The organism is Streptomyces durocortorensis, assembly GCF_031760065.1.
Classification (GTDB): Bacteria; Actinomycetota; Actinomycetes; order Streptomycetales; family Streptomycetaceae; genus Streptomyces.
On the sequence record NZ_CP134500.1, the window covers coordinates 3,727,165 to 3,751,639 of the forward strand.

The 24,475-nt window shown below is 70.8% G+C and carries 23 protein-coding genes; 9 read left to right on the forward strand and 14 right to left on the reverse strand.

Translation table 11 applies throughout. The features are described from left to right. The first annotated feature begins 75 nt into the window (after window positions 1-75). Window positions 76-1,080 (forward strand): NAD(P)H-quinone oxidoreductase, encoded by a 1,005-nt coding sequence (locus tag RI138_RS16455; protein ID WP_311120532.1) that lies wholly within the window; start codon window positions 76-78, stop codon window positions 1,078-1,080. A 176-nt stretch (window positions 1,081-1,256) separates the two neighbouring features. On the opposite strand, the gene RI138_RS16460 is transcribed toward RI138_RS16455, so the two are convergent. The 6 genes from RI138_RS16460 to RI138_RS16485 form a co-directional block, all read right to left on the reverse strand. Further along, window positions 1,257-1,805 (reverse strand): bacterial proteasome activator family protein, encoded by a 549-nt coding sequence (locus RI138_RS16460; protein WP_096628849.1) that lies wholly within the window; start codon window positions 1,803-1,805, stop codon window positions 1,257-1,259. Between the two features lie 117 nt (window positions 1,806-1,922). Further along, entirely contained in the window at window positions 1,923-4,781 is a 2,859-nt protein-coding gene (locus RI138_RS16465) for an FtsX-like permease family protein (RefSeq protein WP_311120533.1), read from the reverse strand. Beyond that, complete coding sequence (locus tag RI138_RS16470) at window positions 4,778-5,560, reverse strand: ABC transporter ATP-binding protein (RefSeq protein ID WP_096628846.1); 783 nt, start codon at window positions 5,558-5,560, stop codon at window positions 4,778-4,780. The genes RI138_RS16465 and RI138_RS16470 overlap by 4 nt, the downstream gene beginning before the upstream one ends. A 164-nt stretch (window positions 5,561-5,724) precedes the next feature. Beyond that, window positions 5,725-6,348: a PadR family transcriptional regulator gene (locus RI138_RS16475; RefSeq protein WP_096628845.1), complete on the reverse strand. Its 624-nt coding sequence runs from the start codon at window positions 6,346-6,348 to the stop codon at window positions 5,725-5,727. Window positions 6,349-6,418: 70 nt separating this feature from the next. Then, complete coding sequence (locus RI138_RS16480; RefSeq protein WP_311120534.1) at window positions 6,419-6,673, reverse strand: hypothetical protein; 255 nt, start codon at window positions 6,671-6,673, stop codon at window positions 6,419-6,421. Between the two features lie 817 nt (window positions 6,674-7,490). After that, a complete protein-coding gene (locus tag RI138_RS16485) occupies window positions 7,491-9,143 on the reverse strand; it encodes a protein kinase domain-containing protein (RefSeq protein WP_311120535.1) in 1,653 nt (550 codons plus the stop codon). Between the two features lie 313 nt (window positions 9,144-9,456). Between RI138_RS16485 and RI138_RS16490 the strand changes: the two genes are divergently transcribed. Further along, on the forward strand, window positions 9,457-11,061 hold the full coding sequence (locus tag RI138_RS16490) for a protein kinase domain-containing protein (RefSeq protein WP_311120536.1): 1,605 nt from the start codon (window positions 9,457-9,459) through the stop codon (window positions 11,059-11,061). Between the two features lie 129 nt (window positions 11,062-11,190). On the opposite strand, the gene RI138_RS16495 is transcribed toward RI138_RS16490, so the two are convergent. The 3 genes from RI138_RS16495 to RI138_RS16505 form a co-directional block, all read right to left on the reverse strand. Further along, the gene (locus RI138_RS16495) at window positions 11,191-12,222 is read right to left on the reverse strand and encodes a phosphotransferase (protein ID WP_311122912.1); all 1,032 of its coding nucleotides are present in this window, start codon (window positions 12,220-12,222) and stop codon (window positions 11,191-11,193) included. Between the two features lie 147 nt (window positions 12,223-12,369). Further along, window positions 12,370-12,822, reverse strand: a complete 453-nt coding sequence (locus RI138_RS16500; RefSeq protein WP_096628837.1) for a pyridoxamine 5'-phosphate oxidase family protein — start codon at window positions 12,820-12,822, stop codon at window positions 12,370-12,372. A gap of 117 nt (window positions 12,823-12,939) precedes the next feature. Beyond that, window positions 12,940-13,599, reverse strand: coding sequence for a response regulator (locus tag RI138_RS16505; protein ID WP_096628885.1), 660 nt, complete (start codon window positions 13,597-13,599; stop codon window positions 12,940-12,942). A 349-nt stretch (window positions 13,600-13,948) separates the two neighbouring features. Here RI138_RS16505 and pdhA point away from each other — a divergent pair, with 349 nt between their 5' ends. The 3 genes from pdhA to RI138_RS16520 are packed head-to-tail and all read left to right on the forward strand — an operon-like array spanning window position 13,949 to window position 17,542. Then, window positions 13,949-15,109 carry a pyruvate dehydrogenase (acetyl-transferring) E1 component subunit alpha gene (pdhA, locus tag RI138_RS16510; RefSeq protein ID WP_311120537.1) on the forward strand — a complete coding sequence of 387 codons (1,161 nt, stop codon included), beginning with the start codon at window positions 13,949-13,951 and terminating at the stop codon, window positions 15,107-15,109. Window positions 15,110-15,111: 2 nt separating this feature from the next. Next, the gene (locus RI138_RS16515) at window positions 15,112-16,092 is read left to right on the forward strand and encodes an alpha-ketoacid dehydrogenase subunit beta (RefSeq protein WP_096628834.1); all 981 of its coding nucleotides are present in this window, start codon (window positions 15,112-15,114) and stop codon (window positions 16,090-16,092) included. 10 nt (window positions 16,093-16,102) lie between these two features. Next, the gene (locus RI138_RS16520; protein WP_311120538.1) at window positions 16,103-17,542 is read left to right on the forward strand and encodes a dihydrolipoamide acetyltransferase family protein; all 1,440 of its coding nucleotides are present in this window, start codon (window positions 16,103-16,105) and stop codon (window positions 17,540-17,542) included. A gap of 59 nt (window positions 17,543-17,601) precedes the next feature. On the opposite strand, the gene RI138_RS16525 is transcribed toward RI138_RS16520, so the two are convergent. Further along, the gene (locus tag RI138_RS16525) at window positions 17,602-18,030 is read right to left on the reverse strand and encodes an ATP-binding protein (protein WP_311120539.1); all 429 of its coding nucleotides are present in this window, start codon (window positions 18,028-18,030) and stop codon (window positions 17,602-17,604) included. Window positions 18,031-18,242: 212 nt separating this feature from the next. Between RI138_RS16525 and RI138_RS16530 the strand changes: the two genes are divergently transcribed. Beyond that, on the forward strand, window positions 18,243-19,121 hold the full coding sequence (locus tag RI138_RS16530; RefSeq protein ID WP_096628830.1) for a helix-turn-helix domain-containing protein: 879 nt from the start codon (window positions 18,243-18,245) through the stop codon (window positions 19,119-19,121). A 2-nt stretch (window positions 19,122-19,123) separates the two neighbouring features. Continuing rightward, a complete protein-coding gene (locus RI138_RS16535; protein ID WP_096628828.1) occupies window positions 19,124-19,309 on the forward strand; it encodes a DUF397 domain-containing protein in 186 nt (61 codons plus the stop codon). A gap of 101 nt (window positions 19,310-19,410) precedes the next feature. On the opposite strand, the gene RI138_RS16540 is transcribed toward RI138_RS16535, so the two are convergent. The 3 genes from RI138_RS16540 to RI138_RS16550 all read right to left on the reverse strand — a co-directional run bounded on the left by RI138_RS16540 (window position 19,411) and on the right by RI138_RS16550 (window position 21,423). Further along, entirely contained in the window at window positions 19,411-20,313 is a 903-nt protein-coding gene (locus RI138_RS16540) for a D-alanyl-D-alanine carboxypeptidase family protein (protein ID WP_311120540.1), read from the reverse strand. Window positions 20,314-20,401: 88 nt separating this feature from the next. Next, on the reverse strand, window positions 20,402-21,085 hold the full coding sequence (locus tag RI138_RS16545; RefSeq protein ID WP_311120541.1) for a cation transporter: 684 nt from the start codon (window positions 21,083-21,085) through the stop codon (window positions 20,402-20,404). Continuing rightward, window positions 21,085-21,423 (reverse strand): ArsR/SmtB family transcription factor, encoded by a 339-nt coding sequence (locus RI138_RS16550; RefSeq protein WP_096628824.1) that lies wholly within the window; start codon window positions 21,421-21,423, stop codon window positions 21,085-21,087. The genes RI138_RS16545 and RI138_RS16550 overlap by 1 nt, the downstream gene beginning before the upstream one ends. Window positions 21,424-21,552: 129 nt before the next feature. Here RI138_RS16550 and RI138_RS16555 point away from each other — a divergent pair, with 129 nt between their 5' ends. Together RI138_RS16555 and RI138_RS16560 are read left to right on the forward strand one after the other, a co-directional pair. Continuing rightward, window positions 21,553-22,236: a GntR family transcriptional regulator gene (locus tag RI138_RS16555; protein ID WP_311120542.1), complete on the forward strand. Its 684-nt coding sequence runs from the start codon at window positions 21,553-21,555 to the stop codon at window positions 22,234-22,236. Then, window positions 22,233-23,540 carry an MFS transporter gene (locus RI138_RS16560; RefSeq protein ID WP_311120543.1) on the forward strand — a complete coding sequence of 436 codons (1,308 nt, stop codon included), beginning with the start codon at window positions 22,233-22,235 and terminating at the stop codon, window positions 23,538-23,540. The genes RI138_RS16555 and RI138_RS16560 overlap by 4 nt, the downstream gene beginning before the upstream one ends. Before the next feature lie 34 nt (window positions 23,541-23,574). Here the strand turns inward: RI138_RS16560 and RI138_RS16565 are convergent, their stop codons facing one another. Further along, window positions 23,575-24,399, reverse strand: coding sequence for a maleylpyruvate isomerase family mycothiol-dependent enzyme (locus RI138_RS16565; protein WP_311120544.1), 825 nt, complete (start codon window positions 24,397-24,399; stop codon window positions 23,575-23,577). Window positions 24,400-24,475: the final 76 nt, after the last annotated feature.

Below are 24,475 nucleotides of genomic sequence, written 5' to 3' on the forward strand. Positions count from 1 at the left end.
CAACCTGCCTGCCGGACCGGTCCGCGGCAGGGCAGGTGCCGCTGGAGCGAGCGCGGCGGGAGTAGCCTCGCGGCCATGCATGCGATCACGATCCCCGAACCCGGTGGCCCCGAGGCACTCGTGTGGGCCGAGGTGCCCGATCCCGTACCCGGCGAGGGCGAGGTCCTCGTCGAAGTCGTCTCCAGCGCCGTGAACCGCGCCGACGTGCTCCAGCGGCAGGGCTTCTACAACCCGCCGCCCGGTGCCTCGCCCTACCCCGGTCTGGAATGCGCGGGCCGTATCGCCGCGCTCGGTCCGGGGGTGAACGGATGGGCGGTCGGCGACGAGGTGTGCGCGCTGCTGGCGGGCGGCGGCTACGCGGAGAAGGTCGCCGTACCGGTGGGCCAGCTCCTCCCCGTACCGGAGGGCGTCGGTCTGGTGGAGGCCGCGGCGCTGCCCGAAGTGACCGCGACGGTCTGGTCGAACGTGTTCATGGTTTCTCACCTCCGGCCCGGCGAGACGGTGTTGATCCACGGCGGTTCCAGCGGGATCGGCACGATGGCCATCCAGCTGGCGAAGGCGGTCGGCGCGCGGGTCGTCGTCACGGCGGGCAGTCCGGACAAGCTCGCCCGCTGCGCGGAGCTCGGCGCGGACATCCTCATCAACTACCGCGAGCAGGACTTCGTCGAGGAACTGCGTGAGAACACCGCCGGGGCGGGGGCCGACGTCATCCTGGACATTGTCGGCGCCAAGTACCTGGACCGGAACGTGCAGGCGCTCGCCGTGAACGGCCGCCTCGCGATCATCGGCCTCCAGGGCGGGGTCAAGGGGGAGCTCAACCTCGGCGCACTGCTGACCAAGCGGGCCGCCGTCACCGCCACATCCCTGCGGGGCCGCCCGCTCGGCGAGAAGGCCGCCATCGTGGCCGCCGTACGCGAGCACGTGTGGCCGCTGATCGGCGGCGGGGTGGTCCGGCCCGTCGTGGACCGTACGGTGCCGATGGAGGACGCCGCCGAGGCGCACCGCGTCCTCGAATCCAGCACGCACATCGGCAAGGTGCTGCTCGCCGCGCCGAAGGCCTGGGCAGCGTCTCGCACCTGAGCGGGCCGACCGCACAGAGCGGGGCCCGGCACACGCCGTGAGGTGTGTGCCGGGCCCCGCTCGGTCGCTACGGCTGACACGGATCGCTGATAAGGACCGCTGATTCGGACCGCTACGGATCGCGGATGAGCGGCTTCGGGGCTGATAGGGGCTACAGAGGCGGATACGGGTTCGGGTTACAGATACGGGCCCGAGCGGATCGGGCCGTGCGGGTCCCCGCCGCCCTCCTCGTCCTCGTGGCCCATCCCGGGCGGCAGCGCGCGGCGCATCTGCTCCAGCTGGGCGCGGGCCGCCATCTGCTGGGCGAACAGCGCCGTCTGGATGCCGTGGAAGAGGCCTTCCAGCCAGCCCACGAGCTGGGCCTGCGCGATCCGCAACTCGGCCTCTGAGGGCACCGACTCATCGGTGAACGGCAGGGAGAGCCGCTCCAACTCCTCGACCAGTTCGGGGGCCAGACCGTCCTCCAGCTCCTTCACGGAACTGGCGTGGATCTCCTTGAGCCTGACCCGGCTCGCCTCGTCGAGAGGAGCCGCCCTGACCTCTTCCAGAAGCTGCTTGATCATGCTGCCGATGCGCATGACCTTCGCGGGCTGTTCCACCATTTCTGTCACCGGGACCTCGCGCGACTCGTCGTCACTGGCACCGCCGCCGATAGCCATTCCGTCCTGGCCCACGACAAGGACCTGCGGATGCTCCTGCGACCGGTCATTCCTCGGCATTTCCATGCCGCCATTGTCTCGCACACGTGCCGTACACCACGGTGGTGCCCCCGGAAGCGGATGATCCACCGTCTCCAGGGGCACCGAAACGCGTCCTGTGTCCGCCCGGCGTCCCGTGTCGGTTCAGCCCGCGCGCCGGGCCAGCGTCAGCCGGGAGCTGGTGAGGGCGGCGGCGAGCAGCCCCGCCAGCACCGGGACGACCAGGGCGAGCAGCCCGATCGTCTCCCACGGCATCACGATCGGGGTGTACGCCGATTCCATCGGGTTGTCCCGCATGCCCGCCAGCGCTTCGCGCAGATCGGTCAGCCGCAGGGCGACCGCGGGCACGATGCCCGCCACCGTACCGAGCAGCACCCCGGTCAGGGCCACGACCAGACACTGGAAGCCGGACAGGGAGCGCCGTACGCCCGGGGGCGCTCCCACCGCGCTGAGCGTGGTGAGGTCGGCCTCCGCGTCGGCCTTGGACAGCCCGGTCGTGATGGCCGCGGCGCCCAGCGTCACCACTCCGGCGAAGAGGGCGAGGATCAGCAGGATCGTGTCGTCCTCCGACCGGGACATCTCGTCGGCGGTCATCACGTACGCGCTGTGCCCCGCTTGTTCGATCGCCGCGCTGACCGTCTGCCGCTCGGCGTCCGTCGGGTTGCGGTTGAGCTTGTAGAGGCTGCCGTAGTCCTCGGTGTGCAGGCCGAGCCTGTCCGCGGTCTTCTGCGGCATGATCACCCGGATGCCCGGGGTCGCCGCGTAACTGTCCGGCGCGACGTACACCTTCAGCCGGTCCGTGGTGGTGCGGGCCTCGCCGGGGTGCTGCGCGCGGTTCTTCTTGTCGCGGTCGTTGTAGGTGTGGACGGCCTTGAGGGTGATCTCGCTGTTCTTCGCGTACGCCGAGTTGAGCAGGACGGGTGTGCCCGCGGCCAGGGCCTTGGCCGCCGCCGGGTCGTCGAGCTTCACGTAGGAGTCGAGCAGCGCGGCGTCCCCGACGACGATCTTGCTGTCGTCGGTGCCGAACGCGACCATGGTGTAGTCGGCGTCCATGCAGGCGGGGGAGTTCATCAGCCGCTTGTGCTCGTCGGCCGAGAGCCGCAGGGCGAGTTCCTTGGCGCCCTTGCCCTGGAGCGGGCAGGAGTGGCCCTTTCCGGTGGGCTTGACGATTTCGAGGGTGCCGCAGCCGTCCTCCTCCTCGTAGTACACCGAGCAGTCGCTCCCGGCCCAGACCCGTGCGATGTCGGCCTTCCCGCCGCCGACCGGGTAGTTCTGCTCCACGGCGGCCCGCATTCGGGGCAGGTCGGCCTTTTCCTCGACGCCCGTGGACATCAGCGCGGCGGTGCCGGGGGTGAGGTTGGGTATGTGGTCGTACGCCTGCTCCGCCGCATGGCTGCTGGTGTACGTGGCGATGGCGATGCTGCCCGCGACGGCCGCCATGACGGCGGCGACGGCGGGGGCGGTACGGCCTCGGTTGCGGGCGGCGTCGCGCAGGGCGATCCGGGGTGTCAACGGCAGTCGGCGGCCGAGCCGGCCGAGGAAGCCGACGATCACCGGGATGCAGCCGAGGACGCCCAGTTCCGCGAGGACGGATCCCCCGGCAACCAGGTTGATCTCACCGCTGACGCCGCCGACGACCGCCAGGGCGACTCCGATACCGAGCGCGATGACGCCGATGACGGGCAGCACACGGGAGCTGCGGCGGGTGCCGCGCCGCCCGGTGAGGGACTCCAGGACGGGTTGCCGGCCGGCCACGATCGCCGGGGCGAGCGCGGCGAGGACGCCGGTGACCAGGCCGAGGACGGCGATGCCGAGGATCTCCCAGGGCCGTACGGTCAGTTCCCCGAAGCGGTTGCCGGTGTAGTCCTCGATCATCGGGCGGAACAGGGCGGTGAGGCCGAACCCGGCGCCCACGCCGACCACGGCGCCGACCCCGCCGAGCACCGCGCCGCCCGCGAGCACCACGGCCCGGACCTGACTCCGGCTCCCGCCGCACGAACCGACCAGGCCCAGCTGCCTGCGCGAACGGCGGGCGCCCACGGCGAACGCCGGACCGGCCAGCAGCACGATCTCCAGCATGGCCATGGCCGCCACGGTGACGGCCGCCGCGGTCATCGCCGCACCTCCGTCGTCCCAGACGTACATGTCCGCGGCCATGGGGACCTCGGAGTCCGGCGGCGGGTTCAGGGCGACCTGGCGGGACATCACCACGACGCCCCCCTCGTTGGCGGCAAGCACGTCCTGCCAGGTCACGCCCGCACCGGCCGGGCCCTGGACCAGCCACTTCCTGCCGGTCGCCTGGGGCGGCAGGATCTCCTTGTCGCGGTCGGCGGCCTTCCGCCACGGGGCGATGACCGCGCCCGGGGCGGCGAACAGGGACTCGTCGCGCAGATCCGCGGGCAGTTCCACCGCACCGGTGATGGTGTAGCCCAGCTGGGGACCGCGCACGGTGACCCGGTCGCCGATGGAAAGACCGGACGCCTCGATGAAGGCGTCGGTCGCCGCGATCTCGTCCTCGGTCTGCGGGAACGCGCCGTCGGTCAGTTCGACCCGGCCACGCAGCATCGGGTCGCCGACACGCAGTTCGGTGATCTGGGTGTCGGTGACGCCATGACGGGTCGTCACGGAGGCGGGCACGGACTGCTCGGTGAGGAACCGTGATCCCTCGGGGAAGCTCGCCGGTACGTCGACGGGCTTGCGCTCGTCCCCGGGAAGCGGGTCCGGGGAGTCCTTGGGCGGCTGCCACGTGAAACCGTCGGGCATCTGTTGCAGCCGGACCGGGCCCATCCCCGGATCTGTGAAGCGGGCGTCGGCCGAGCCGAGGTCCGCCGTCAGTTCCTCCGCCTTGGTCGGCAGAGCACTGCGGTACGTCAGGTCGGCGGCGGTCACACCGAGGACCGGCAGGGCGATCATCGTGACGACCAGGGCGCTGCGTCCCTTGGACCGCAGGGCGTCGCGCCTGGCTATGCGGAAGGCGGCGCGCCATCCGGAGAAGACGCTCACTTGGCGCCCTCGGCGGTGTTGGCGGCGAGCAGCGAGTCGGGCCCGGTGGTCAGCGTCTGGTCGACGATCGAACCGTCGCGGAGGAACACGACCCGGTCGGCCCAGGCCGCGTACCGAGGCTCATGGGTCACCATGACTCCGGCCGCGCCCTGGTCGCAGCGGGTGCGCAGCAGGGCGAGGACGGCCTCGCCGGTCTCGGAGTCGAGTGCGCCGGTGGGCTCGTCGGCGAGCACGAGGCGCCGGTCGCCGACGAGGGCGCGGGCGATGGCGACGCGCTGCTGCTGGCCCCCGGACATCTCGTCGGGGAAGCGGTCGGCGATCGCCTCCAGCTTCATCTCGGACAGTGCGGCGAGGGCCTCCTTGCGGGCCTTGCGCACGGAGACCCCGTCGAGTTCGCGGGGCAGCGCGATGTTCTCGGCGGCGGTCAGGGCGGGGATCAGGTTGTAGTCCTGGAAGACGTAGCCGACGCTGCGGCGGCGCAGGGCGGCCATCCCCTTGGGGCCGAGGGAGGCGATGTCCTGGCCCTCGATGACGACCTGGCCGCTCGTGGCGGTGTCGAGCCCACCGGCCAGGGTCAGCAGGGTGGACTTGCCGGAGCCGGAGGGCCCCATCACGGCGACCAGCTCACCCGGGTGCACGGCGAGGTTGATCCCGCGCAGGGCGTGCACCTCGGCGATGCCGGATCCGTGGGTACGGGTCAGCGCCCGCAGTTCGAGTACGGGGTCACCGTCGGGCGTCCCGGAAGACGACTGTGCCGGTGTCGTGACGGGCGAGGACATGGTGGGTGGTTCCCCCTAGGAACGCGTGAACGGCAGGGTGCGGCATGAACCGCACGGCCAGGTGTGGGTGGCGGCGACCCGGACCGGTGCGCCGGGCGGTGTCGGTGGCAACCGGGACCGGTACCGCCGGGCGGTGGAGGCGGTGACGGTAGTGGCGGCGGGCCTCAGCGCCGGGTCCGGACCCGCTCGGCCAGTGCGCGGGCCGGGCCGCGGGTCGCCGCAGTGCCGGGCTCGGGCGAGGGCTCGGTGGCGGCGGCCTCGGCGAGCCGGACGAGCCGGGACTCGCAGTGGTCGAGCCAGCGGGCCTCGGCCTCCGCCTGGAAGATCAGCTGCTCGACGACGAGGAGCCAGGCGACCTCGTCCCGGTTGGCCGGGACGTCGGCCAGGGCCTGGGCCTTGAGCCGGGTGTAGTCCTGCATCGCCTTGAGGGTGTGGTGGCGCTGGGACTGGATGACCTCACGGATGTCGACACCCGGGGCTCCCACGGCCATGGCGAGCTTGATGGCCAGTTCGTCGCGGGGCGGGTTGGTGCGGTCCACCGGGGTCTCGAACCAGCTGCGCAGCTCGGTCCGGCCCTCGTCGGTGATCGCGTAGAGGTCGTGTCCGGCGTCGTCCGCACCGTCCTGGACGACCATGCCGTCACGTTCCAGACGGCTGAGCGTCGTGTAGACCTGGCCGACGTTCAGGGGCCAGGTGGAGCCGGTGCGCGACTCGAACTCGGTGCGGAGCTGTGAGCCGTAACGGGGACCCCGTTCCAGCAGGGCCAGCAGCCCGTGGCGGATAGACATACTGAGTATGTATACCGAGTATGTAGGTGCTGGCAAGTGGCTCCGGCCTCAGCCCCGGGAGGGGTGACGCTCAGGTCGCGCGGCGCATACGGAATGCGAGGAAGCCGAGCCCCAGACCGATCAGGGCGATGCCCGTACCCAGCGAGAGCTGCTGCACCTGCCGTACGGCCGCGGCGTCCAGTGCCCGGCCGGCCCGCTGCCCCGGGTCGGTGAACGCGTCGGGCGGCGGAGTGAATACGGGCAGCTCAGCGCCGTCGTCGGCGATCTGCTCGGCCTCGCCGTTCTCTTCCGCCCCGATCGGGCTCTCGACCCGTGCGAGCTCCAACGGCGTCAGCGAACGCCCGGGACGCGCCTTCCCCGCCCCGGCCTCGCGTCCGGCCAGGGGGGCGGACGAGCCGGTCGCCTCGGGAGAAGCGGAAGCGGACGTGGAAGTGGAAGTGGAAGTGGAGGCCGAGGGGGACGTGGAGGGAGAGTCGGACGCGGAGGGGGCGACGGCATCGGACGGCCCGGCCTCGGGCCCCGCTGGGGCTCCGGAACCCCGGAGGCCGGACGAGGGCGGGGGCGGAGTCGAAGGGGGCGTGGGAGGGGACCCCGACCCCGTCGGGAGGGGCGTTGTGGAAGAGGCAGAAGCGGACGGGGCGACGGACGCGCCCACGGCGGGGACCGACGCCCGGAGGGAGGGGGCGGTCAACGACGGACCGTCGGCTGCCGGTGCTGCCAGGGCTGGTGCGGCAGGTGCTGCTGCCGGCGCTGCTGCTGCCAGTGCTGGTGCTGCTGCTGTCGAAGGCGAGCCTGCCGCCGATTCCGGCACGGACGACGGACCATCGGCCGTCGCTGCCGTCACCGACGCCGCTGCCGCCGACGACCCGTGGGCGGGCCCGCCCAGCGGCCCCAGAGCCGCACCGGCCGCCGCCATCAGACAGACCGCGCACCTCGACGCCCACGCGGCCGGAAGTCCTGGAGCCATGAGATCAGCGTCACATGGGCCCCTCCATCCGGCATCCCGGATGCGGTATCCGGAATTCCGAGGCCGTCGCTGGTCCATGAAGAGCTACGCGAAAGGCAGACAAGGCCCCACAATGATCAGAACGGCGATCAGAAACGAGCAATGCCGCCGAGCCGCGACACCCGACCGCCCGAGGTCAGGAGGCCCTGCCCGTGGAGACCTTCAGCTCGAAGTGGGCGCCGCGCTCGTCGACGGCCGCACCCGGGGACGGGAACTGGCCGACGACCTGGTCCTCGGCGTAGGTGTTGCCCGTCTCCTCGATCACCTTGATCGTCCAGCCCGCGGCGGCCGCGCACGACTTCGCCGACAGGATGTCCTTGTAGACGAACCTCGGCGCGCGGACCTTCTTCGGGTCGTTGGAGTCCTCGGAGGCGTTCGAGCACTCCGTTTCCTTCATCGTGCGGTTGCGCTCCGGCGGGCGGTAGCCCTCGTCCGTCGACTCGCTGGTGCCCGGGTCGCCGTCCTTGCCTGCCTGGTCGTCCTTGCCGCCCTGGAGGGCGATCGCGGTGATCAGGCCGCCGACGGCGAGCAGCGCGACGACGATCGAGCCGACGACGACCGGCATGTTCCGCTTGGAACCGCCGCCGCCGGGGCCGCCGACGGACGTCGTGTGCTGCGGGTTGATCGTGTACGGCGGCGGGGTCTGGTGGGCCAGCGGGCCCGGAGTCGGGTAGCCCTGGGCCTGGCTCGCCTGCGGGTAGCCGTAGCTCGGCGTGGGCGCCGGGGTCGGCTGGTTGTACGGGCCGGACTGGTGGGGCTGCTGGTGCGGGTGGGGCTGATACGGCGTCTGGACGCTCTGGGGGGCCGGGGTGGCCTGGTCGACCGGCGGGAACACCGCCGAGCCGACGCCCGAGCCGCTGCTGGCGGGTCCACCGCCCGCCACGATCATCGGGGCGCCGGTCTGCCCGCCGGAGGCGTTCAGCACGCGGGCGACCTCGTCGCGCATCGCCGCGGCGCTGGGGAAGCGCTCGTTCGGGTTCTTCTTGAGCGCGCGGGCGACGAGGGCGTCCATCGCCGGGGTGACCGACCGATTGATGCTGGACGGCGCGACCGGCTCCTCCTGCACATGCGCGTACGCGATGGCGAGCGGCGAGTCCGCGTCGAACGGGATCCGGCCGGTGAGCAGCTGGAAGAGCATGATGCCCACCGAATACAGGTCGGACCGGGCGTCGACGCCGCGGCCGAGGGCCTGCTCGGGGGAGAGGTACTGCGGGGTGCCCACGACCATGCCGGTCTGCGTCATGGAGGTGACGCCGGACTGCATGGCCCGGGCGATGCCGAAGTCCATGACCTTCACGACGCCGCGCTTGGTCATCATCACGTTGCCGGGCTTGATGTCCCGGTGGACCAGGCCCATCTCGTGGCTGGTCTCCAGCGCGGCGAGGACGTCCGCGGTCACCTTCAGCGCCTTGTCGGCGGGCATCGCGCCGTGACTCTGGATGTCGGAGGCCAGGACCGAGCCGAGCGGCTGGCCCTCGACGTACTCCATGACGATGTACGGCATCAGCGCACCGCCGAGCTCGTCCTCGCCGGTGTCGAAGACGGAGACGATGTTGGTGTGCTGGAGCTTGGCGACGGCCTGTGCCTCGCGCCGGAAGCGCTCGCGGAAGGACTGCTCGCGGCCGAGCTCGGTGTGCAGGGTCTTGATCGCGACCTGGCGGTCGAGCGCGGAGTCGTAGGCCAGGTAGACGGACGCCATCCCGCCTTCGCCGAGCAGGTCGCGCAGCTGGTAGCGGCCGCCCGCGACCGCCCCGCCCGCGTAGCGGCCCTGTGCGCCGTCCTGGCTCATGACTTGCATCCCCCTCGGCGGCGCGCAGGCACGCGATGTGCGGTGCACGCGATGTTCCCTAATTACGCGCCAAGTCTGCCCGAGGGGTCTGACACGTCAAGCCGGGTGCCCGTTCCGTGACCCTACGCACAAGAAGCGTCTCGGAAGCGTTACAGGAAACGCATCAAATTCAGGTGTAGGGCGCGCCGGGCGGTCGGATGATCGGCCCGGGACGGAACCGGGGTGTCCGGCGGAGGCTGTAGCGTGACGTGGCAATGCAGCAAGGCACCGTGAGAACCCGCGGACGCGCGGACAGAAACGACGGCGAGGACTGATGGCACCCGATTCCGAAGCAAACGGCGGCGGAGTCTCGGATGGCACCGACTCCTGGGGTGTCGGCGGCGTCGTCGGCGACGGACGGTACCGGATGACCCACCGGCTCGGCCGGGGCGGCATGGCAGAGGTCTACGCGGCGGAGGACGTCCGGCTCGGACGGACGGTCGCGGTGAAGCTGCTCCGCTCCGACCTGGCCGAGGACCCGGTCTCCAAGGCCCGTTTCACCCGTGAGGCACAGTCCGTAGCGGGCCTCAACCACCACGCGATCGTCGCCGTGTACGACTCCGGCGAGGACGTCGTGGGCGGCCAGACCGTCCCGTACATCGTGATGGAGCTGGTCGAGGGCCGCACCATCCGCGATCTGCTCCTGACCGCCGAGGCCCCGCCGCCCGAGCAGGCGCTGATCATCGTCTCCGGTGTGCTGGAAGCCCTCGCCTACTCGCACCAGCACGGCATCGTGCACCGCGACATCAAGCCCGCGAACGTGATCATCACGGACTCCGGCGCGGTCAAGGTGATGGACTTCGGCATCGCCCGCGCGCTGCACGGCGCGCAGTCGACGATGACCCAGACCGGCATGGTCATGGGCACCCCGCAGTACCTCTCCCCCGAGCAGGCGCTCGGTAAGGCCGTCGACCACCGCTCCGACCTGTACGCCACCGGCTGCCTGCTCTACGAGCTGCTCGCGCTGCGGCCCCCGTTCACCGGCGAGACCCCGCTCTCCGTGGTCTACCAGCACGTCCAGGACATCCCGGTGCCGCCGTCCGAGGTTTCGGACGTGGTGCCGCCGGAGCTGGACGGGATGGTGATGCGCTCGCTGGCGAAGGACCCGGACGACCGGTTCCAGAGCGCCGAGGAGATGCGCGGCCTCGTCCAGTACAGCCTTCAGATGCTCCAGGTGCAGGGCGGCCACACGGGCACCTGGAACACCGGTCCCGTCGCGCTGCACGAGAGCGGCCACACCCCGTCGCACGGCATGACCGGCTCCACCCGGGCGATGGGTCACCCGATGCACGGGGACACCTCGCAGGGCCCGATCCTGCCGCCGTTCAACCCGGACGACGGGGGCTACGACGGTGGCTACGACGGTGGCCAGCGGCGTTCCGGCGGCGGGCGCGGCAAGACGTGGCTGTTCGTGGTGCTCGCGCTGATCGCGATCGGCGCCGGAGTCGCCTTCGCCCTCAACGCGGCGCAGGACAGCGGTGGCAAGGAGACGCCGACCACGCCGTCCACCTCGGTCAGCCAGTCCGAGGAGGAGCCGTCGGAGGAGCCGTCGGACGAGCCGTCCGACGAGCCCGAGGAGCCGGACACCTCCGGCGGCGGGCAGACGCAGCCGAACCCGCCGCCGTGGACGCCGGACCCGACCCCGAGCCAGCCGTCCTTCACCCCGTCCCCGGACCCCTCGGAGCCGGACCCTGGTACGTCGGACGGCAACACCAACGAGGGCACCAGCGGGGAGCCCAGCGGTGATCCCGTCGACCCGTCCGCCGATCCCGGTACCCCGGGCGGCAACGACGGCGAGCCCGGCGGAGCCGGTGGCGGCGACGACGGCGGTACGGGAACCACGCCCGGCGCCTCGTCGGCGGGCAACGCCACCTCGTAACGCACCACCGCACCACCCTGTATGCACCAACGCACCACCCTGTGAGCCCGGCGTGCGCCCCCGATGGCGCGCGCCGGGCTCACAGCCGTCTGCACACGCGCCACCACTCACCTCACCACGCACGACCGCCTACTCCGTGAAGGCGGCGCAGACCTCCTCGTACGCGCGCGTCCACCAGACCGCCAGGGCCGACACCGCGGGAAACTGCGGGTCGGCCCTGCGGTCGTCCAGGCGGTAGCGCCAGCGCAGTATCCAGAAGTCGTTGAGCCGCTCCCACCACACCCGGTGCACCGCGGCGGCCAGCTCGGCGGTCCCCGCCCCCGCCGCGCGCCGGTACGCGCGGGCGTACGCCCGTACTTTCGCGAGGTCCAGCTCCCCGGCCGGCCGGACGAAGAAGATCGCCGCGGCCCGTACGGCCTCCTCGGCGCGCGGCTGGACGTCCAGCCGGTCCCAGTCCACGATCGCGACGGGATCGGCGCCCCGGTAGAGCAGGTTCAGCGGGTGGAAGTCCCCGTGCACCCACCCGGTGGCGGGGCCGTCCGGGGCGGGCGGGCGGCGGTGGGCGTGCTGTTCGAGCAGGGCCCGGCGCTCCACCAGCCGGTGAACGGCGAGTTCGTCGAAGGCGTCGCGGGGGGTGTCCCGGCCGCCCTGCCCGCGCGCGGCGGCCAGCAGGTCGTCGATCAGCGCGAAGGTGTCGGCGGGGTCCGGGCTGCGGTGGACCGGCCGGGCGGGGCCGCTCGCGGACCCGGGGCCGTCACGCGGCGCCATCACCTGCTCCAGGCCGGTGTGGACGGTACCCAGCAGCGTCCCGAGCCGTCGGGACTGGGCGAGGGTCAGCTCGGCGCCGACCCGGTGCAGACCGTCGACCCAGGGGTGCAGGGCGTAGCAGCGCTCGCCGATCACGGCGACGGTGTCGCCCCGGCTGTCCGTCAGGGGCGGGACGACGGGCACGCCGAGCGACTGGAGGCGTTGGGTGGCGCGGTGCTGGCGGACGATCGCGGCGCGCTCGCCGGTGGTGTCGTCCAGGTGCTTCTTGTCGAGATGGTGCTTGAGGAAGTACGCACCGCGCGTGGTGGAGACCCGGTACCCGTGGTTCAGCAGGCCCTTGGTGATCGGCTCGCAGGCGAGCGGTTCGCCCACCTCCGGGTAACGGCGCAGCACCTCGCCGACCGGAGGAACAGGCGGGCGGGTGACATATGAGCGCAGCACTTACCAGATGTTAGATCACTCTGCGTGGCCGATCGGCGGACTTGCGGTCACGGGTGCGGGTGCGCTAAGGCCTGGACAGGCCCCAGGGACGTCCGGCGATCATGGGTGGGCGAAGTCCAGCGTGTGCTCGCTGACGAAGTGCGGGTCCACGCGGAGGTAGGCCGGTGCGAAGGGCTCCCCGTTCACGGTGAGCGGTGCGGCGCCGAACAGTTCCCGCTGCTCGGGGCAGGGGTGCACGATCTCGGCGGGGCCGGTGAACTGCACCGACCACAGGTCGCCGCCGTCGCCGGAGGACGGGTGGTTGTAGTTGTCCGCGCCGTACGCCACGACGCTCCCGTCGCACGCCTCGTGGTAGCCGAAGCCGCTGTGCATCCGCAGCAGGATGCGGCCGTCGCTCACGATGTGCCGGGCGACGGCCAGGAAGGGCAGGGCCCGCATGCTGGTGGCGAGCCGGCCGTACGGGACCCGGCCGAGCAGCTCGATCGGCTCGACCCGCTCGATCGTCCCGGTCGCGCGGGGGCCGTCGGGGGAGCCGTGGGAGTCGAAGGGCATGGGCTCCACTGTCCCCCCGCCCGTAGGGACCGCGTAAGAGTCGCCTGCCCCGGGCGGCCCGGGACCAAAGTCCCCCCGCGATCAAAGTCCGGCGGGACCCGTCTCCCCTGGGGAGCCTCAGCGGCGCTCGGCCTGGAGTCGCGCGACGTACGCGGCCGCCTGCGAGCGGCGCTCCATGCCCAGCTTGGACAGCAGGCTGGAGACGTAGTTCTTGATCGTCTTCTCGGCCAGGTGCAGCCGCTCCCCGATGACCCGGTTGGTCAGCCCCTCGCCGATCAGATCCAGGATCTTTCGTTCCTGTTCGGTGAGGCCCGCCAGCTTGTCGTCGCCCTTGCCGTTGTTGCCGTCGCGCAGCCGCTCCAGCACCCGGGCGGTGGCCACCGGGTCCAGCAGGGATTTTCCGGCCGCCACGTCCCGTACGGCATTCAGCAGTTCGTTGCCGCGGATCGCCTTCAGCACATAGCCCGAGGCCCCGGCCATGATCGCGTCGAAAAGCGCCTCGTCATCGGCGTACGAGGTGAGCATCAGGCATTTGATGTTCTCGTCCAGGGAACGGACCTCCCGGCACACCTCCACCCCGCTGCCGTCGGGCAGCCGCACGTCGAGCACCGCCACATCGGGGCGCGTCGCGGGGATGCGCACCAGCGCGTCCGCGGCCGTGCCCGCCTCGCCGACCACCTCGATGTCCTCCTCGACGGAGAGGAGCTCATGGACGCCACGCCGGACGACCTCATGATCGTCGAGCAGAAATACCGTGATTTTTCCATCTTCGCGCACGATCGCAGTCTCACACACTCGCTTCTCCTCCGCTCTTCCCTGGCGCTGATCCGCGGGATAACGTGCCGTTGTTCCGGCGGCCTGCAAGGCTGTTTCCAGTGCTGTGACCAGCAGAGCTTCGCGATTTTTTCGATTTACTTGGAAATCCAAGCAAAATCGCAGGTCAGATAGGGTTTCGCAGTTATGCGATGCACTGGGTAACGTGCCTATGACAGGGCGCTCGCCGGGGCACCTGTCACGCCTGATCCCCGGCCGAGCGGCACCCACCCCGTGCACGGGTCCGGATTTCAGGCGAGCCGCACTGGTTCCCGGCAGACCCCGGGGGCCGGACCGACGGAGGAGCACGCACGTGACCGTGGAGAGCACTGCCGCCGCGCGTAAACCGCGACGCGCCAGTAAGCGGACCAGCGCCGCCAAGAAGCCGCAGAGTTCCGAGCCGCAGCTCGTACAGCTGCTGACGCCCGAGGGCGAGCGCGTCGAGCACCCGGACTACAGCATCGACCTGAGCGCCGACGAGCTGCGCGGTCTGTACCGGGACATGGTGCTCACCCGTCGCTTCGACGCCGAGGCCACCACCCTTCAGCGCCAGGGCGAGCTGGGCCTGTGGGCCTCGCTGCTCGGCCAGGAGGCCGCGCAGATCGGCAGCGGCCGGGCCCTGCGCGACGACGACTATGTCTTCCCGACCTACCGCGAGCACGGCGTGGCCTGGTGCCGCGACGTCGACCCGACCAAGCTCCTCGGTATGTTCCGCGGGGTGAACCACGGCGGCTGGGACCCGACGACCAACAACTTCCACCTGTACACGATCGTCATCGGCTCCCAGACGCTGCACGCCACCGGCTACGCCATGGGGGTCGCCAAGGACGGCGCGGACTCCGCCGTGATCGCGTATTTCGGTGACGGGGCCTCCAGCCAGGGCGACGTCGCCGAGTCGTTCACCTTCGCCACGGTCTACAACGCGCCCGTCGTCTTCTTCTGCCAGAACAACCAGTGGGCCATCTCCGAGCCCACCGAGCGCCAGACCCGCGTGCCGCTCTACCAGCGCGCGCAGGGTTACGGCTTCCCCGGCGTCCGGGTCGACGGCAACGACGTCCTGGCCTGTCTGGCCGTCACCCGCTCCGCGCTGGAGCGGGCCCGCCGCGGCGAGGGCCCGACCCTCGTCGAGGCGTTCACGTATCGCATGGGCGCGCACACCACCAACGACGACCCGACGAAGTACCGGGCCGACGAGGAGCGGGCCGCCTGGGAGGCGAAGGACCCGATCCTGCGGCTGCGCACCTACCTGGAGAAGGAGAAGCTCGCCGACGAGGCCTTCTTCGCCGCGCTGGACGAGGAGAGCGAGGCCCTCGGCAGGCGGGTACGGGAAGAGGTGCGCGGGATGCCCGACCCCGAGCCGATGGCCCTGTTCGACCATGTCTACGCCGACGGCCACCCCCTCGTCGACGAGGAACGGGCCCAGTTCGCCGCCTACCAGGCATCGTTCGCCGACTCTGCCGAGGAGGGCAAGTAGCCATGGCCGTGGAAAAGATGTCCATCGCGAAAGCGCTCAACGAGTCGCTCCGCCTCGCCCTCGACACCGACCCCAAGGTCCTCATCATGGGCGAGGACGTCGGCAAGCTCGGCGGCGTCTTCCGTATCACCGACGGCCTCCAGAAGGACTTCGGCGAGGACCGGGTGATCGACACCCCGCTCGCCGAGTCCGGCATCGTCGGCACGGCGATCGGCATGGCCCTGCGCGGCTACCGCCCCATCGTCGAGATCCAGTTCGACGGCTTCGTCTTCCCCGCGTACGACCAGATCGTCACGCAGCTCGCGAAGATGCACGCCCGCGCGCTCGGCACGATCAAGCTGCCGGTCGTCATCCGTATCCCGTACGGCGGTGGCATCGGCGCGGTCGAGCACCACAGCGAGTCCCCGGAGGCGCTCTTCGCGCACGTAGCCGGGTTGAAGGTGGTCTCGCCCTCCAACGCGAACGACGCCTACTGGATGATGCAGCAGGCCGTCCAGAGTGACGACCCGGTCATCTTCTTCGAGCCCAAGCGGCGCTACTGGGACAAGAGCGAGGTCGACACCGACTCCATCCCGGGCCCGCTGCACAAGGCCGTCACCGTCCGCGAGGGCAGCGACCTGACGCTCGTCGCGTACGGGCCGATGGTGAAAGTCTGCCTGGAGGCCGCCGCGGCCGCGCAGGAGGAGGGCAAGTCGATCGAGGTCCTGGACCTGCGGTCGATGTCCCCGATCGACTTCGACGCCATCCAGACGTCAGTTGAGAAGACCGGCCGGCTGGTGGTCGTCCACGAGGCGCCCGTCTTCTACGGCTCCGGAGCGGAGATCGCCGCCCGCATCACCGAGCGCAGCTTCTACCACCTCGAAGCGCCGGTGCTCAGGGTCGGCGGCTACCACGCGCCCTACCCGCCGGCCAGGCTGGAGGAGGAGTACCTGCCAGGCCTGGACCGGGTGCTCGACGCCGTCGACCGCTCGCTGGCGTTCTGAGGAGAGGTTCGTGACGACGATGACCGAAACGTCTGCTCGTTTCCGTGAGTTCAAGATGCCCGACGTGGGCGAAGGACTGACCGAGGCCGAGATCCTCAAGTGGTTCGTCCAGCCCGGTGACACCGTCACCGACGGGCAGGTCGTGTGCGAGGTCGAGACGGCGAAGGCGGCCGTCGAGCTGCCGATCCCGTTCGACGGCGTGGTGCACGAGTTGCGCTTCCCCGAAGGTACGACGGTCGATGTCGGCCAGGTGATCATCTCGGTGGATGTGGCTCCGGGCAGCGAGGACGCGGCCCCGCTGCCCGCCCCCGCGCAGGAACCGGTGGCGGCCGCCACCGAGCCCGCCCCGGCCGAGGAACCGAAGGGCCGCACTCCGGTCCTGGTCGGCTACGGGGTCGCCGAGACCTCCACCAAGCGCCGCCCGCGCAAGGGGGCTTCGGCCGCTCCGGAGGCGGCTGCTGTCGCCGCGGCGGTACAGGCCGAGCTGAACGGGCACGGGACTCCGGCGCCCGCTCCTGAGGCGGTGACCGCCCGCCCGCTGGCGAAGCCGCCGGTACGGAAGCTCGCCAAGGACCTGGGGATCGACCTGGCGACGGTGACCCCGACCGGCAAGGACGGGATCATCACCCGCGAGGACGTCCACGCGGCGGCGGCCCCGGCTGCCGCGGCTTCTCCGGCCGCGGCACCGTCGGTCCCGGTCTCCGAGCCGGTGACGGCGGCGGTCGAAGCCCCGGTGGCCTCGGCCTCCGCCCGCGAGACCCGCATCCCGGTCAAGGGCGTCCGCAAGGCGATCGCCCAGGCGATGGTGGGCAGCGCGTTCACCGCTCCGCACGTCACCGAGTTCGTCACGGTCGACGTGACGCGCACGATGAAGCTCGTGGCGGAGCTCAAGGAGGACAAGGACATGGCGGGGGTGCGGGTCAACCCGCTCCTCATCATCGCCAAGGCCCTCCTCGTCGCGATCAAGCGGAACCCCGAGGTCAACGCCGCCTGGGACGAGGCCAACCAGGAGATCGTGCAGAAGCACTACGTCAACCTGGGCATCGCGGCCGCCACCCCGCGCGGCCTGATCGTGCCGAACATCAAGGACGCGCACGACAAGACGCTGCCGCAGCTCGCGGCGGCCCTGGGTGAGCTGGTCAGCACGGCCCGGGACGGCAAGACCTCCCCGGCCGCGATGGCGGGCGGCACGGTGACGATCACCAACGTCGGTGTCTTCGGCGTGGACACGGGCACCCCGATCCTGAACCCGGGCGAGTCCGCGATCCTGGCGGTCGGCGCGATCAAGCTCCAGCCGTGGGTCCACAAGGGCAAGGTGAAGCCGCGTCAGGTCACCACCCTGGCCCTGTCGTTCGACCACCGTCTGGTCGACGGCGAGCTGGGCTCCAAGGTGCTGGCCGATGTGGCGGCGATCCTGGAGCAGCCGAAGCGCCTGATCACCTGGGCGTAACGCGTTCTCTCGGTGGGCCCGTACGTTTCTTCGTACGGGCCCACCGGTGTGTCCGGGCGTCACCGTACGGAGAGTTGGGCGAACACGGTCTTCCCCACTGTGCGCGGCTCGACGCCCCAGTCGTCGGCGAGCTGAGCGACGATCAGGAGCCCGCGCCCGTAACAGTCGTCGGCGCCGGGCTGCCGGAGGCGGGGCAGCCGCTCGCCGCGCGGATCACTGACGGCGACCCGGAGGGCGACTTCGGTGAGGGTGAGGTGGACCCGGAAGAGCCGACCCCGGATGGCCCCGTGCAGCAGTGCGTTGGTGGCCAACTCGCTGACCAGGAGCGCCGCGTCACCGGCGAGCGCCGGGTGACCCCACTGGAGGACGAGCCGAGCGGTGCGGTGCCGGCTGAGGGCGACGCTGTGCGCGGTGGGCGTGTAGTCGACGCGGTCCTCGCGGAGGACGGGCTCGGGGGCGGGGGCTGAGATCTCCTGGGCTGCGGTCATGGTCGCGTGCCTCCGGGGGTGAGGTGGGCGGTGGCTCTGCCGCCGGCCGCGGTGGGCAGGGCGGTGCGCTTCCGCCGAATGGCTCCGCTGTGCGAGCGGCGGAGTACTGAAAGTAGCCACCTCCAATGGTGGGGGCAAGTGAAACGGGGACACTTGTCCCCATCGAGTGACGGCGGTCGACGTACCGTCCCGGAAAGCGGGACACTGAGGCGGTGAATCGAGCGACTCCGCAAGGCAACCGGTCGTCAACTGTCCTGGGCCGCAGGCTCGGTAGCGAGCTGCTGCGTCTGCGCGATGCGTCCGGCAAGACGCAGCAGCAGGCTGCCCAGGTCATCAGCGCGACCAACTCGAAGATCGTGAAGATGGAGCGAGGGTGGGTTCCGATGAGGGACCCGGACATCCGAACGCTCTGCGAGTTCTACGGTCTGGAGGACGCGAAGTCCGTCGGGCGGCTACTGGAGGTTGCCCGGGTGGACCGGGAGCGCCGTAAGGCGAAGGGCTGGTGGAACCAGTACCCGGAGCTGCGTTCCCTCGTCGAGTACGTCGCGCTCGAAGACATCGCAACAGGGGTCCGGACCTGGCAGGGGGCTTTCGTGCCGGGGCTGCTCCAGACCCCGGACTACGCCAGGGCGCTCGCAGTCGGGAACGCGGACTGGGGCGACCCGGACGAGATCGAGCGCTTCGTCGAAGCGAAGATCGCGCGGCAGGCGCGCCTCACGGACAGCAACCCCCTCGCGCTGTGGGCGATCGTCGGAGAGGGAGCCCTGCGACAACTTGTCGGCGGCCGCGAGGTGATGCGGGCTCAGCTGGCCCGTCTGGCAGAGGCTGCTGCCGAGCCAAATGTCACCGTGCAGGTTGTCCCCTTTCTCGCGGGCTCGCACCCTGGCATGACCAGCGCTTTCAGCATTGTCTCGTTTGCTGAACCCGGTGCGATGGACGTGGTCTACATGGACACGACGTCGTCTACCCTGTGGCTGGAGAGTGAGACGGATGCCGACCGCCACAACGTCACATTCGGGCGCATCGCCAGAAGCGGGCTCGCTCCCCGCGATTCCATCGCTCTCATAGGGCGTATTCGCAAGGAGTTGTAGCTGTGTCCCACTTCGAGTTCGTCAAGTCCAGCTACAGCAGTGGCAATGGCGAGTGCGTCGAGGTGGCCCGCAACATCCCCCCGACCGTCGCCGTCCGCGACTCCAAGCGCCCCGACGGCCCCGTCCTCACCGTCGCGCCCGCCGCGTGGGGCGCCTTCACGGCCGGTCTGCACCGGCAGCAGCCGTAGGCCGTAGGTACGGCGAAAGGGGCCCGGCGGTACGGCGAAGGGGCCCGGCCGCGGACACCGTGCGGGCCGGGCCCCTCGCTCGTACGCGCGGGCGAGGCGGGTTACTTCTTGAACCCGTAGTCCATGAGCTTCTTCGCGTCGGCGGTGCGGTTCGCCTCGGAGGACGACGTGAGCACCGTGCCGATGACCGTCTTGCCCTTGCGCGTCGCCGCGAAGACCAGGCAGTACTTGGAGGTCGGGCCGGAGCCGGTCTTGACGCCGGTCGCGCCGCTGTAACTGCTGAGCATCTTGTTGGTGTTGCTCCACGACATGTAGCGGTAGCCGCCGTTCTTCGTGGTCACCTTCTGCTTCGTCGACTTCGTCTTGACGATGGTGCGGAAGGTGGAGTTCTTCATCGCCTTGCTGGCGATCTTCGTCAGGTCGCGGGGGGTCGAGTAGTTCTTGCCACCCCCTATGCCGTCGAACGAGTCGAAGTGGGTGTTCTTCAGCTTGAGGCTCTTCGCCGTGGCGTTCATCTTGCCGATGAAGGACTTCACGCGGGCCGCACGGGTCTTGCCGGTGCCGAACTTGTCCGCCAGGGCATACGCGGCGTCGCAGCCGGAGGGGAGCATCAGGCCGTAGAGGAGCTGGCCCACGGTGACCTTGTCGCCGACGATCAGCCGCGCGGAGGAGGCGTTCTTGGAGACGATGTAGTCGCTGTAGGCCTTCTGGATCGTGACCTTCGACTTCAGGTTCACTTTCTTCTGCTGGAGCACCACCAGAGCGGTCATGATCTTGGTGGTGGAGCCAGTGGCCCGGCGGGTGTCCGCGGACTTGGTGAAGAGGGTCTTGCCGGTGCCGTCGTTCATCACGAAGCCGCCCTTGGCGACGATCTTCGGAGCCGGCGGCGGCGTGGCGGCGTGTGCCGTCGAGGCGAAGGCGCCGCTCGCGAGCACCGCACCCGCGGTGAGGGTCACGGTGCTCGTGACGGTGACGCGGTTGATGCGCTTGATGTCGATTTTCAACTGAACGCTCCAAATGCCCCTGATATGCGGCCACATAAGGGTGCCGCTCGGCCAATGAGACGGTTGGCGCGGCGCAATGGATGCATCCCTAACGGGTGAATTTGCGCAGGCTTGACCTGACTCCCGGCGGAGGTGTGGCAGGGGCGCAGCAGGCCTTGCCCCGCCAGGCACCGCGGCCCTCCTTGACCGCGATGACGGCGATGGCGAGGGCTGCGACGGGGTCGGCCCAGGACCAGCCGAGCGCGGCGTTGAGGACCAGGCCGACGAGCAGAACGGCGGAGAGGTACGTGCACAGGAGGGTCTGCTTCGAGTCCGCGACGGCGGAGGCGGACCCGAGTGCGCGTCCCGCCCTGCGCTGAGCGGCGGACAGGAACGGCATGATCGCGAGCGACAGCGCAGCGACGCCGATGCCGATGAGGGAGCGTTCGGCTTCGCTGCTCCCCGTCAGTGCCCGGACCGCGTCGGCGGCGACGTACGCGGCGAGCGTGAAGAACGACAGGGCGATGATCCGCAGGGCGGTGCGCTCCCGGGCCTCGCGGACCGCGTGCTCGCGGGCTGAGAACTGCCAGGCGACCGCGGCGGCCGAGGAGACCTCGATGACGGAGTCCAGGCCGAAGCCGATCAGTGCGGTGGAGGAGGCGATCGTTCCGGCGGTGAGGGCGACGACCGCCTCGATCACGTTGTAGACGATGGTGGCCGCTACCAGCAGGCGTATCCGGCGGGCGAGCGCGTCCCGCCGGGCCGGGGTGGGACCCGGCGGCAGGGCGGTCATCAGCAGCAGCCCTTGGTCTCCGCGTCCGTGCAGGTGACGCGGTCCGTCTCGACGGCCACCACGGCGGCGCGCAGGTCGTCCAGTGCGCTGCCAAGGCGTTCGTCGGCCAGCTCGTAGCGCGTGCGGCGGCCGTCGGGCACGGTGACGACCAGCCCGCAGTCGCGCAGGCAGGCCAGGTGGTTGGAGAGCCGGGTGCGCGAGATGCCCAGGGCATCGGCGAGGTCGGAGGGGTACGCGGGGGCCTCGCGGAGAGCGAGCAGCAGGCGGCAGCGGATCGGGTCGGCGAGCGCACGGCCGAACCGCGCGAGCACCTCGATGTCGGAGGCGACAGTCAGCATGGAGCGACAGTACAGGAGATCCTGAATTCAGGAGATGATGAACTATTGGTTCTTGGTGATCGGCCGCACCCCGGTCCAGAATCCGGACGAGGCCCTCGCATGCGTGCATGTTGTATCTATGCTGTGCGCATGCTCGCCGCGACCTCCGCCTCCGTACAGCCGACGCCCTCCTCCCTCAAGCGCCCGCCCGCCGCCGAACGCGTCTACACGCACATCAAGGAAGCGGTCCTGGACCGTCGCTACGAGGGCGGGACGCTGCTCACCGAGGGGGATCTCGCGGACGCGGTCGGGGTGTCCCGGACGCCCGTGCGGGAGGCGCTGCTGCGGCTGGAGGTCGAGGGGCTGATCAAGCTCTACCCGAAGAAGGGCGCCCTCGTACTGGCCGTCTCCGCCCAGGAGATCAAGGACGTTGTGGAGACCCGGCTGCTGGTCGAGGAGTTCGCGGCGCGCAAGGCCGTGCCCGCGTCGCCGCAGTTGATCGCCCGGCTCGAACAGCTCCTGGAGGAGCAGCGGGAGTTGGCGGAGGACGGCGATCTGGCGGCCGTGGCCGTCAAGGACCGGTGCTTCCACGCCGAGATCGTGGGACACGCGGGCAACGAGATCCTCTCGCGCCTCTACGACCAGCTGCGCGACCGTCAGCTGCGGATGGGCGTCGCGGTGATGGAGGCCCACCCCGACCGGATCGAGGCCAACATCACCGAGCACGGCGAGCTGCTGTCGGCGATCCGGGCCGGGGACGCCGAGGGGGCCGCGCAGGTCGTGCGGCGCCACGTCGGCCGGGTGCGGGTGCTGGTCCGGGGTGAGGACCGGTGAGTTCGGCCGCCCCCACGCTCTCCCTGCCCGGCGATCCACCCGGGGGGCGGCGCGCCGCCTGGGTCTGGGGCATCGGCGTCGCCGTCTACTTCGTCGCCATCATCTTCCGTACGAGCCTGGGCGTCGCCGGACTCGACGCCGCCGACCGGTTCGACGTCAACGCCTCCGCGCTCTCCACCTTCTCCATCCTCCAGCTCCTCGTCTACGCGGGCATGCAGATACCCGTCGGGCTGATGGTCGACCGGCTCGGCACCAAGAAGGTCCTCACCATCGGGGCCGTCCTGTTCACCGTCGGCCAGCTGGGCTTCGCGCTCGCCCCCTCGTACGGGATGGCGCTGGCCGCCCGCGCCCTGCTCGGCTGCGGGGACGCGATGACGTTCATCAGCGTGCTGAGGCTCGGCAGCCGCTGGTTCCCGGCCCGGCGCGGGCCGCTGATCGGCCAGGTCGCCGCGCTGTTCGGGATGGCGGGCAACCTCGTCTCGACGCTGTTCATCGCGCGGGCCCTGCACAGCTACGGGTGGACCACGACCTTCGTCGGGAGCTCGCTGGCAGGCGTCGTGGTGCTGGTGCTGCTTCTGCTGTTCCTCAAGGACCACCCCGAGGGCCACGAGCCGCCGCCCGCCGAGCACGCGGGCGCCTCGTACGTACGCAGGCAGATCGCCGCCGCCTGGCGGGAGCCCGGCACGCGGCTCGGAATGTGGGTGCACTTCACCACCCAGTTCCCGGCGATGGTGTTCCTGCTGCTGTGGGGGATGCCGTTCCTCGTCGAGGCGCAGGAACTGAGCCGGGGAACGGCGGGCACGCTGCTCACGCTGGTCGTGCTGTCCAACATGGTGGTGGGGCTCGTCTACGGGCAGATCGTCGCCCGGCACCACGAGGCCCGGGCCCCGATCGCGTTGGGCACGGTGGCGACGACGGCCCTGCTCTGGGCCTCAGCGATCTTCTACCCGGCCGAGCACACGCCCATGTGGCTGCTGGTCGTGCTGTGCCTGGTCCTCGGCGCCTGCGGGCCCGCCTCGATGATCGGCTTCGACTTCGCCCGGCCGGCCAATCCGCCCGAGCGCCAGGGCACGGCTTCGGGGATCGTCAACATGGGTGGCTTCATCGCCTCGATGACCACGCTGTTCGCCGTCGGGGTGCTGCTGGACGCGACGGGCGACAACTACCGCGTCGCGTTCGCCTCCGTCTTCGTCCTGGAGGCGCTCGGCGTCACCCAGATCCTGCGGCTGCGCCGACGTACGGCGCTGCGGGAACGCGACCACCATGTGGTCAGCCGTGTCGAGGCCGTGCACGTGCCCGCGTAGCCCCTCCCGATACGCGGGCACGGCCCCCGGGCGGCTACGGCGTGACGGCGAAGTTGTCCAGGATCGCGGCGGCCAGCTCCTGATCGCCCTCGATCTTGATCCGGTCGGCGACGGCCGCGGGACGGACCCGGCCGCAGGCGAGGCGGACGTACGTCTCCCAGTCGAGCGACAGCGTCGCGGCGGGGCCGAGCGACGGCGCGCCGTCTATCGAACCGCGGCCCTCGGCGTCGACGCGTACCGTCCGCAGGAACTCCACCGGACCGTGCACATCGAAGACGACCGCCGAATTGGCGGGGGCGCCCGCGTTCTTGGCGACCACCTTCGGCAGCCCGAGGAGCAGGGTGTCCCGGGCGATCAGCGCGCCGGGGGAGTCGAGGTTGCCCGGCTGCCCGAGCGTCGTGCGCAGGTCCTGCTCGTGCACCCAGACGTCGAAGGCCCGCATGTGCAGCGCCACTTCGAGGGTCTGCTCGGCGCCGAGCGGGGCGCGCACCATGGTCTCGGGGGTGCGCGACTCGTTGCGGAGCTGCCGGGCCCGGCGGATGAGGACGTACTCCAGCTCGGAGGTCATCTCCGGGGCGGTGTGGTGACGCCGGACGTCGACCTGCATCTCCATGTAGCGGGCGAAGTCGCTCTGCACGTGGTAGAGGTCGCGCGGCAGGGTGTGGATCGGGCGGGGATCGCCGAGCATCTCGCACTCCATGCCGATGACGTGCGACACGATGTCGCGCACCGACCATCCCGGGCAGGGCGTACGGCGGTTCCACTCGCTCTCGGCGAGGGGCGCCACCAGCTCGGCTATCGCCTCGATGGAGTGGGTCGCGGCGTCTGCGTAGTTCTGGAGGCTGGGATGGACGGTCACGGGACCCCTCGTGCGGTTCTGCGGTGCATGGGCTGGAGAGCAGGAGTGCTGGCGGGTGGGCGGGCACTGACGGCGC

What these genes read in the sequence shown, in the direction of transcription:
- RI138_RS16455 (WP_311120532.1), top strand. Translation starts at nt 76, where the DNA reads ATGCATGCGATCACGATCCCCGAACCCGGTGGCCCCGAGGCACTCGTG.
- RI138_RS16460 (WP_096628849.1), bottom strand. Translation starts at nt 1,805, where the DNA reads ATGGAAATGCCGAGGAATGACCGGTCGCAGGAGCATCCGCAGGTCCTT.
- RI138_RS16470 (WP_096628846.1), bottom strand. Translation starts at nt 5,560, where the DNA reads ATGTCCTCGCCCGTCACGACACCGGCACAGTCGTCTTCCGGGACGCCC.
- RI138_RS16475 (WP_096628845.1), bottom strand. Translation starts at nt 6,348, where the DNA reads ATGTCTATCCGCCACGGGCTGCTGGCCCTGCTGGAACGGGGTCCCCGT.
- RI138_RS16485 (WP_311120535.1), bottom strand. Translation starts at nt 9,143, where the DNA reads ATGAGCCAGGACGGCGCACAGGGCCGCTACGCGGGCGGGGCGGTCGCG.
- RI138_RS16490 (WP_311120536.1), top strand. Translation starts at nt 9,457, where the DNA reads ATGGCACCCGATTCCGAAGCAAACGGCGGCGGAGTCTCGGATGGCACC.
- RI138_RS16500 (WP_096628837.1), bottom strand. Translation starts at nt 12,822, where the DNA reads ATGCCCTTCGACTCCCACGGCTCCCCCGACGGCCCCCGCGCGACCGGG.
- RI138_RS16515 (WP_096628834.1), top strand. Translation starts at nt 15,112, where the DNA reads ATGGCCGTGGAAAAGATGTCCATCGCGAAAGCGCTCAACGAGTCGCTC.
- RI138_RS16525 (WP_311120539.1), bottom strand. Translation starts at nt 18,030, where the DNA reads ATGACCGCAGCCCAGGAGATCTCAGCCCCCGCCCCCGAGCCCGTCCTC.
- RI138_RS16545 (WP_311120541.1), bottom strand. Translation starts at nt 21,085, where the DNA reads ATGACCGCCCTGCCGCCGGGTCCCACCCCGGCCCGGCGGGACGCGCTC.
- RI138_RS16550 (WP_096628824.1), bottom strand. Translation starts at nt 21,423, where the DNA reads ATGCTGACTGTCGCCTCCGACATCGAGGTGCTCGCGCGGTTCGGCCGT.
- RI138_RS16555 (WP_311120542.1), top strand. Translation starts at nt 21,553, where the DNA reads ATGCTCGCCGCGACCTCCGCCTCCGTACAGCCGACGCCCTCCTCCCTC.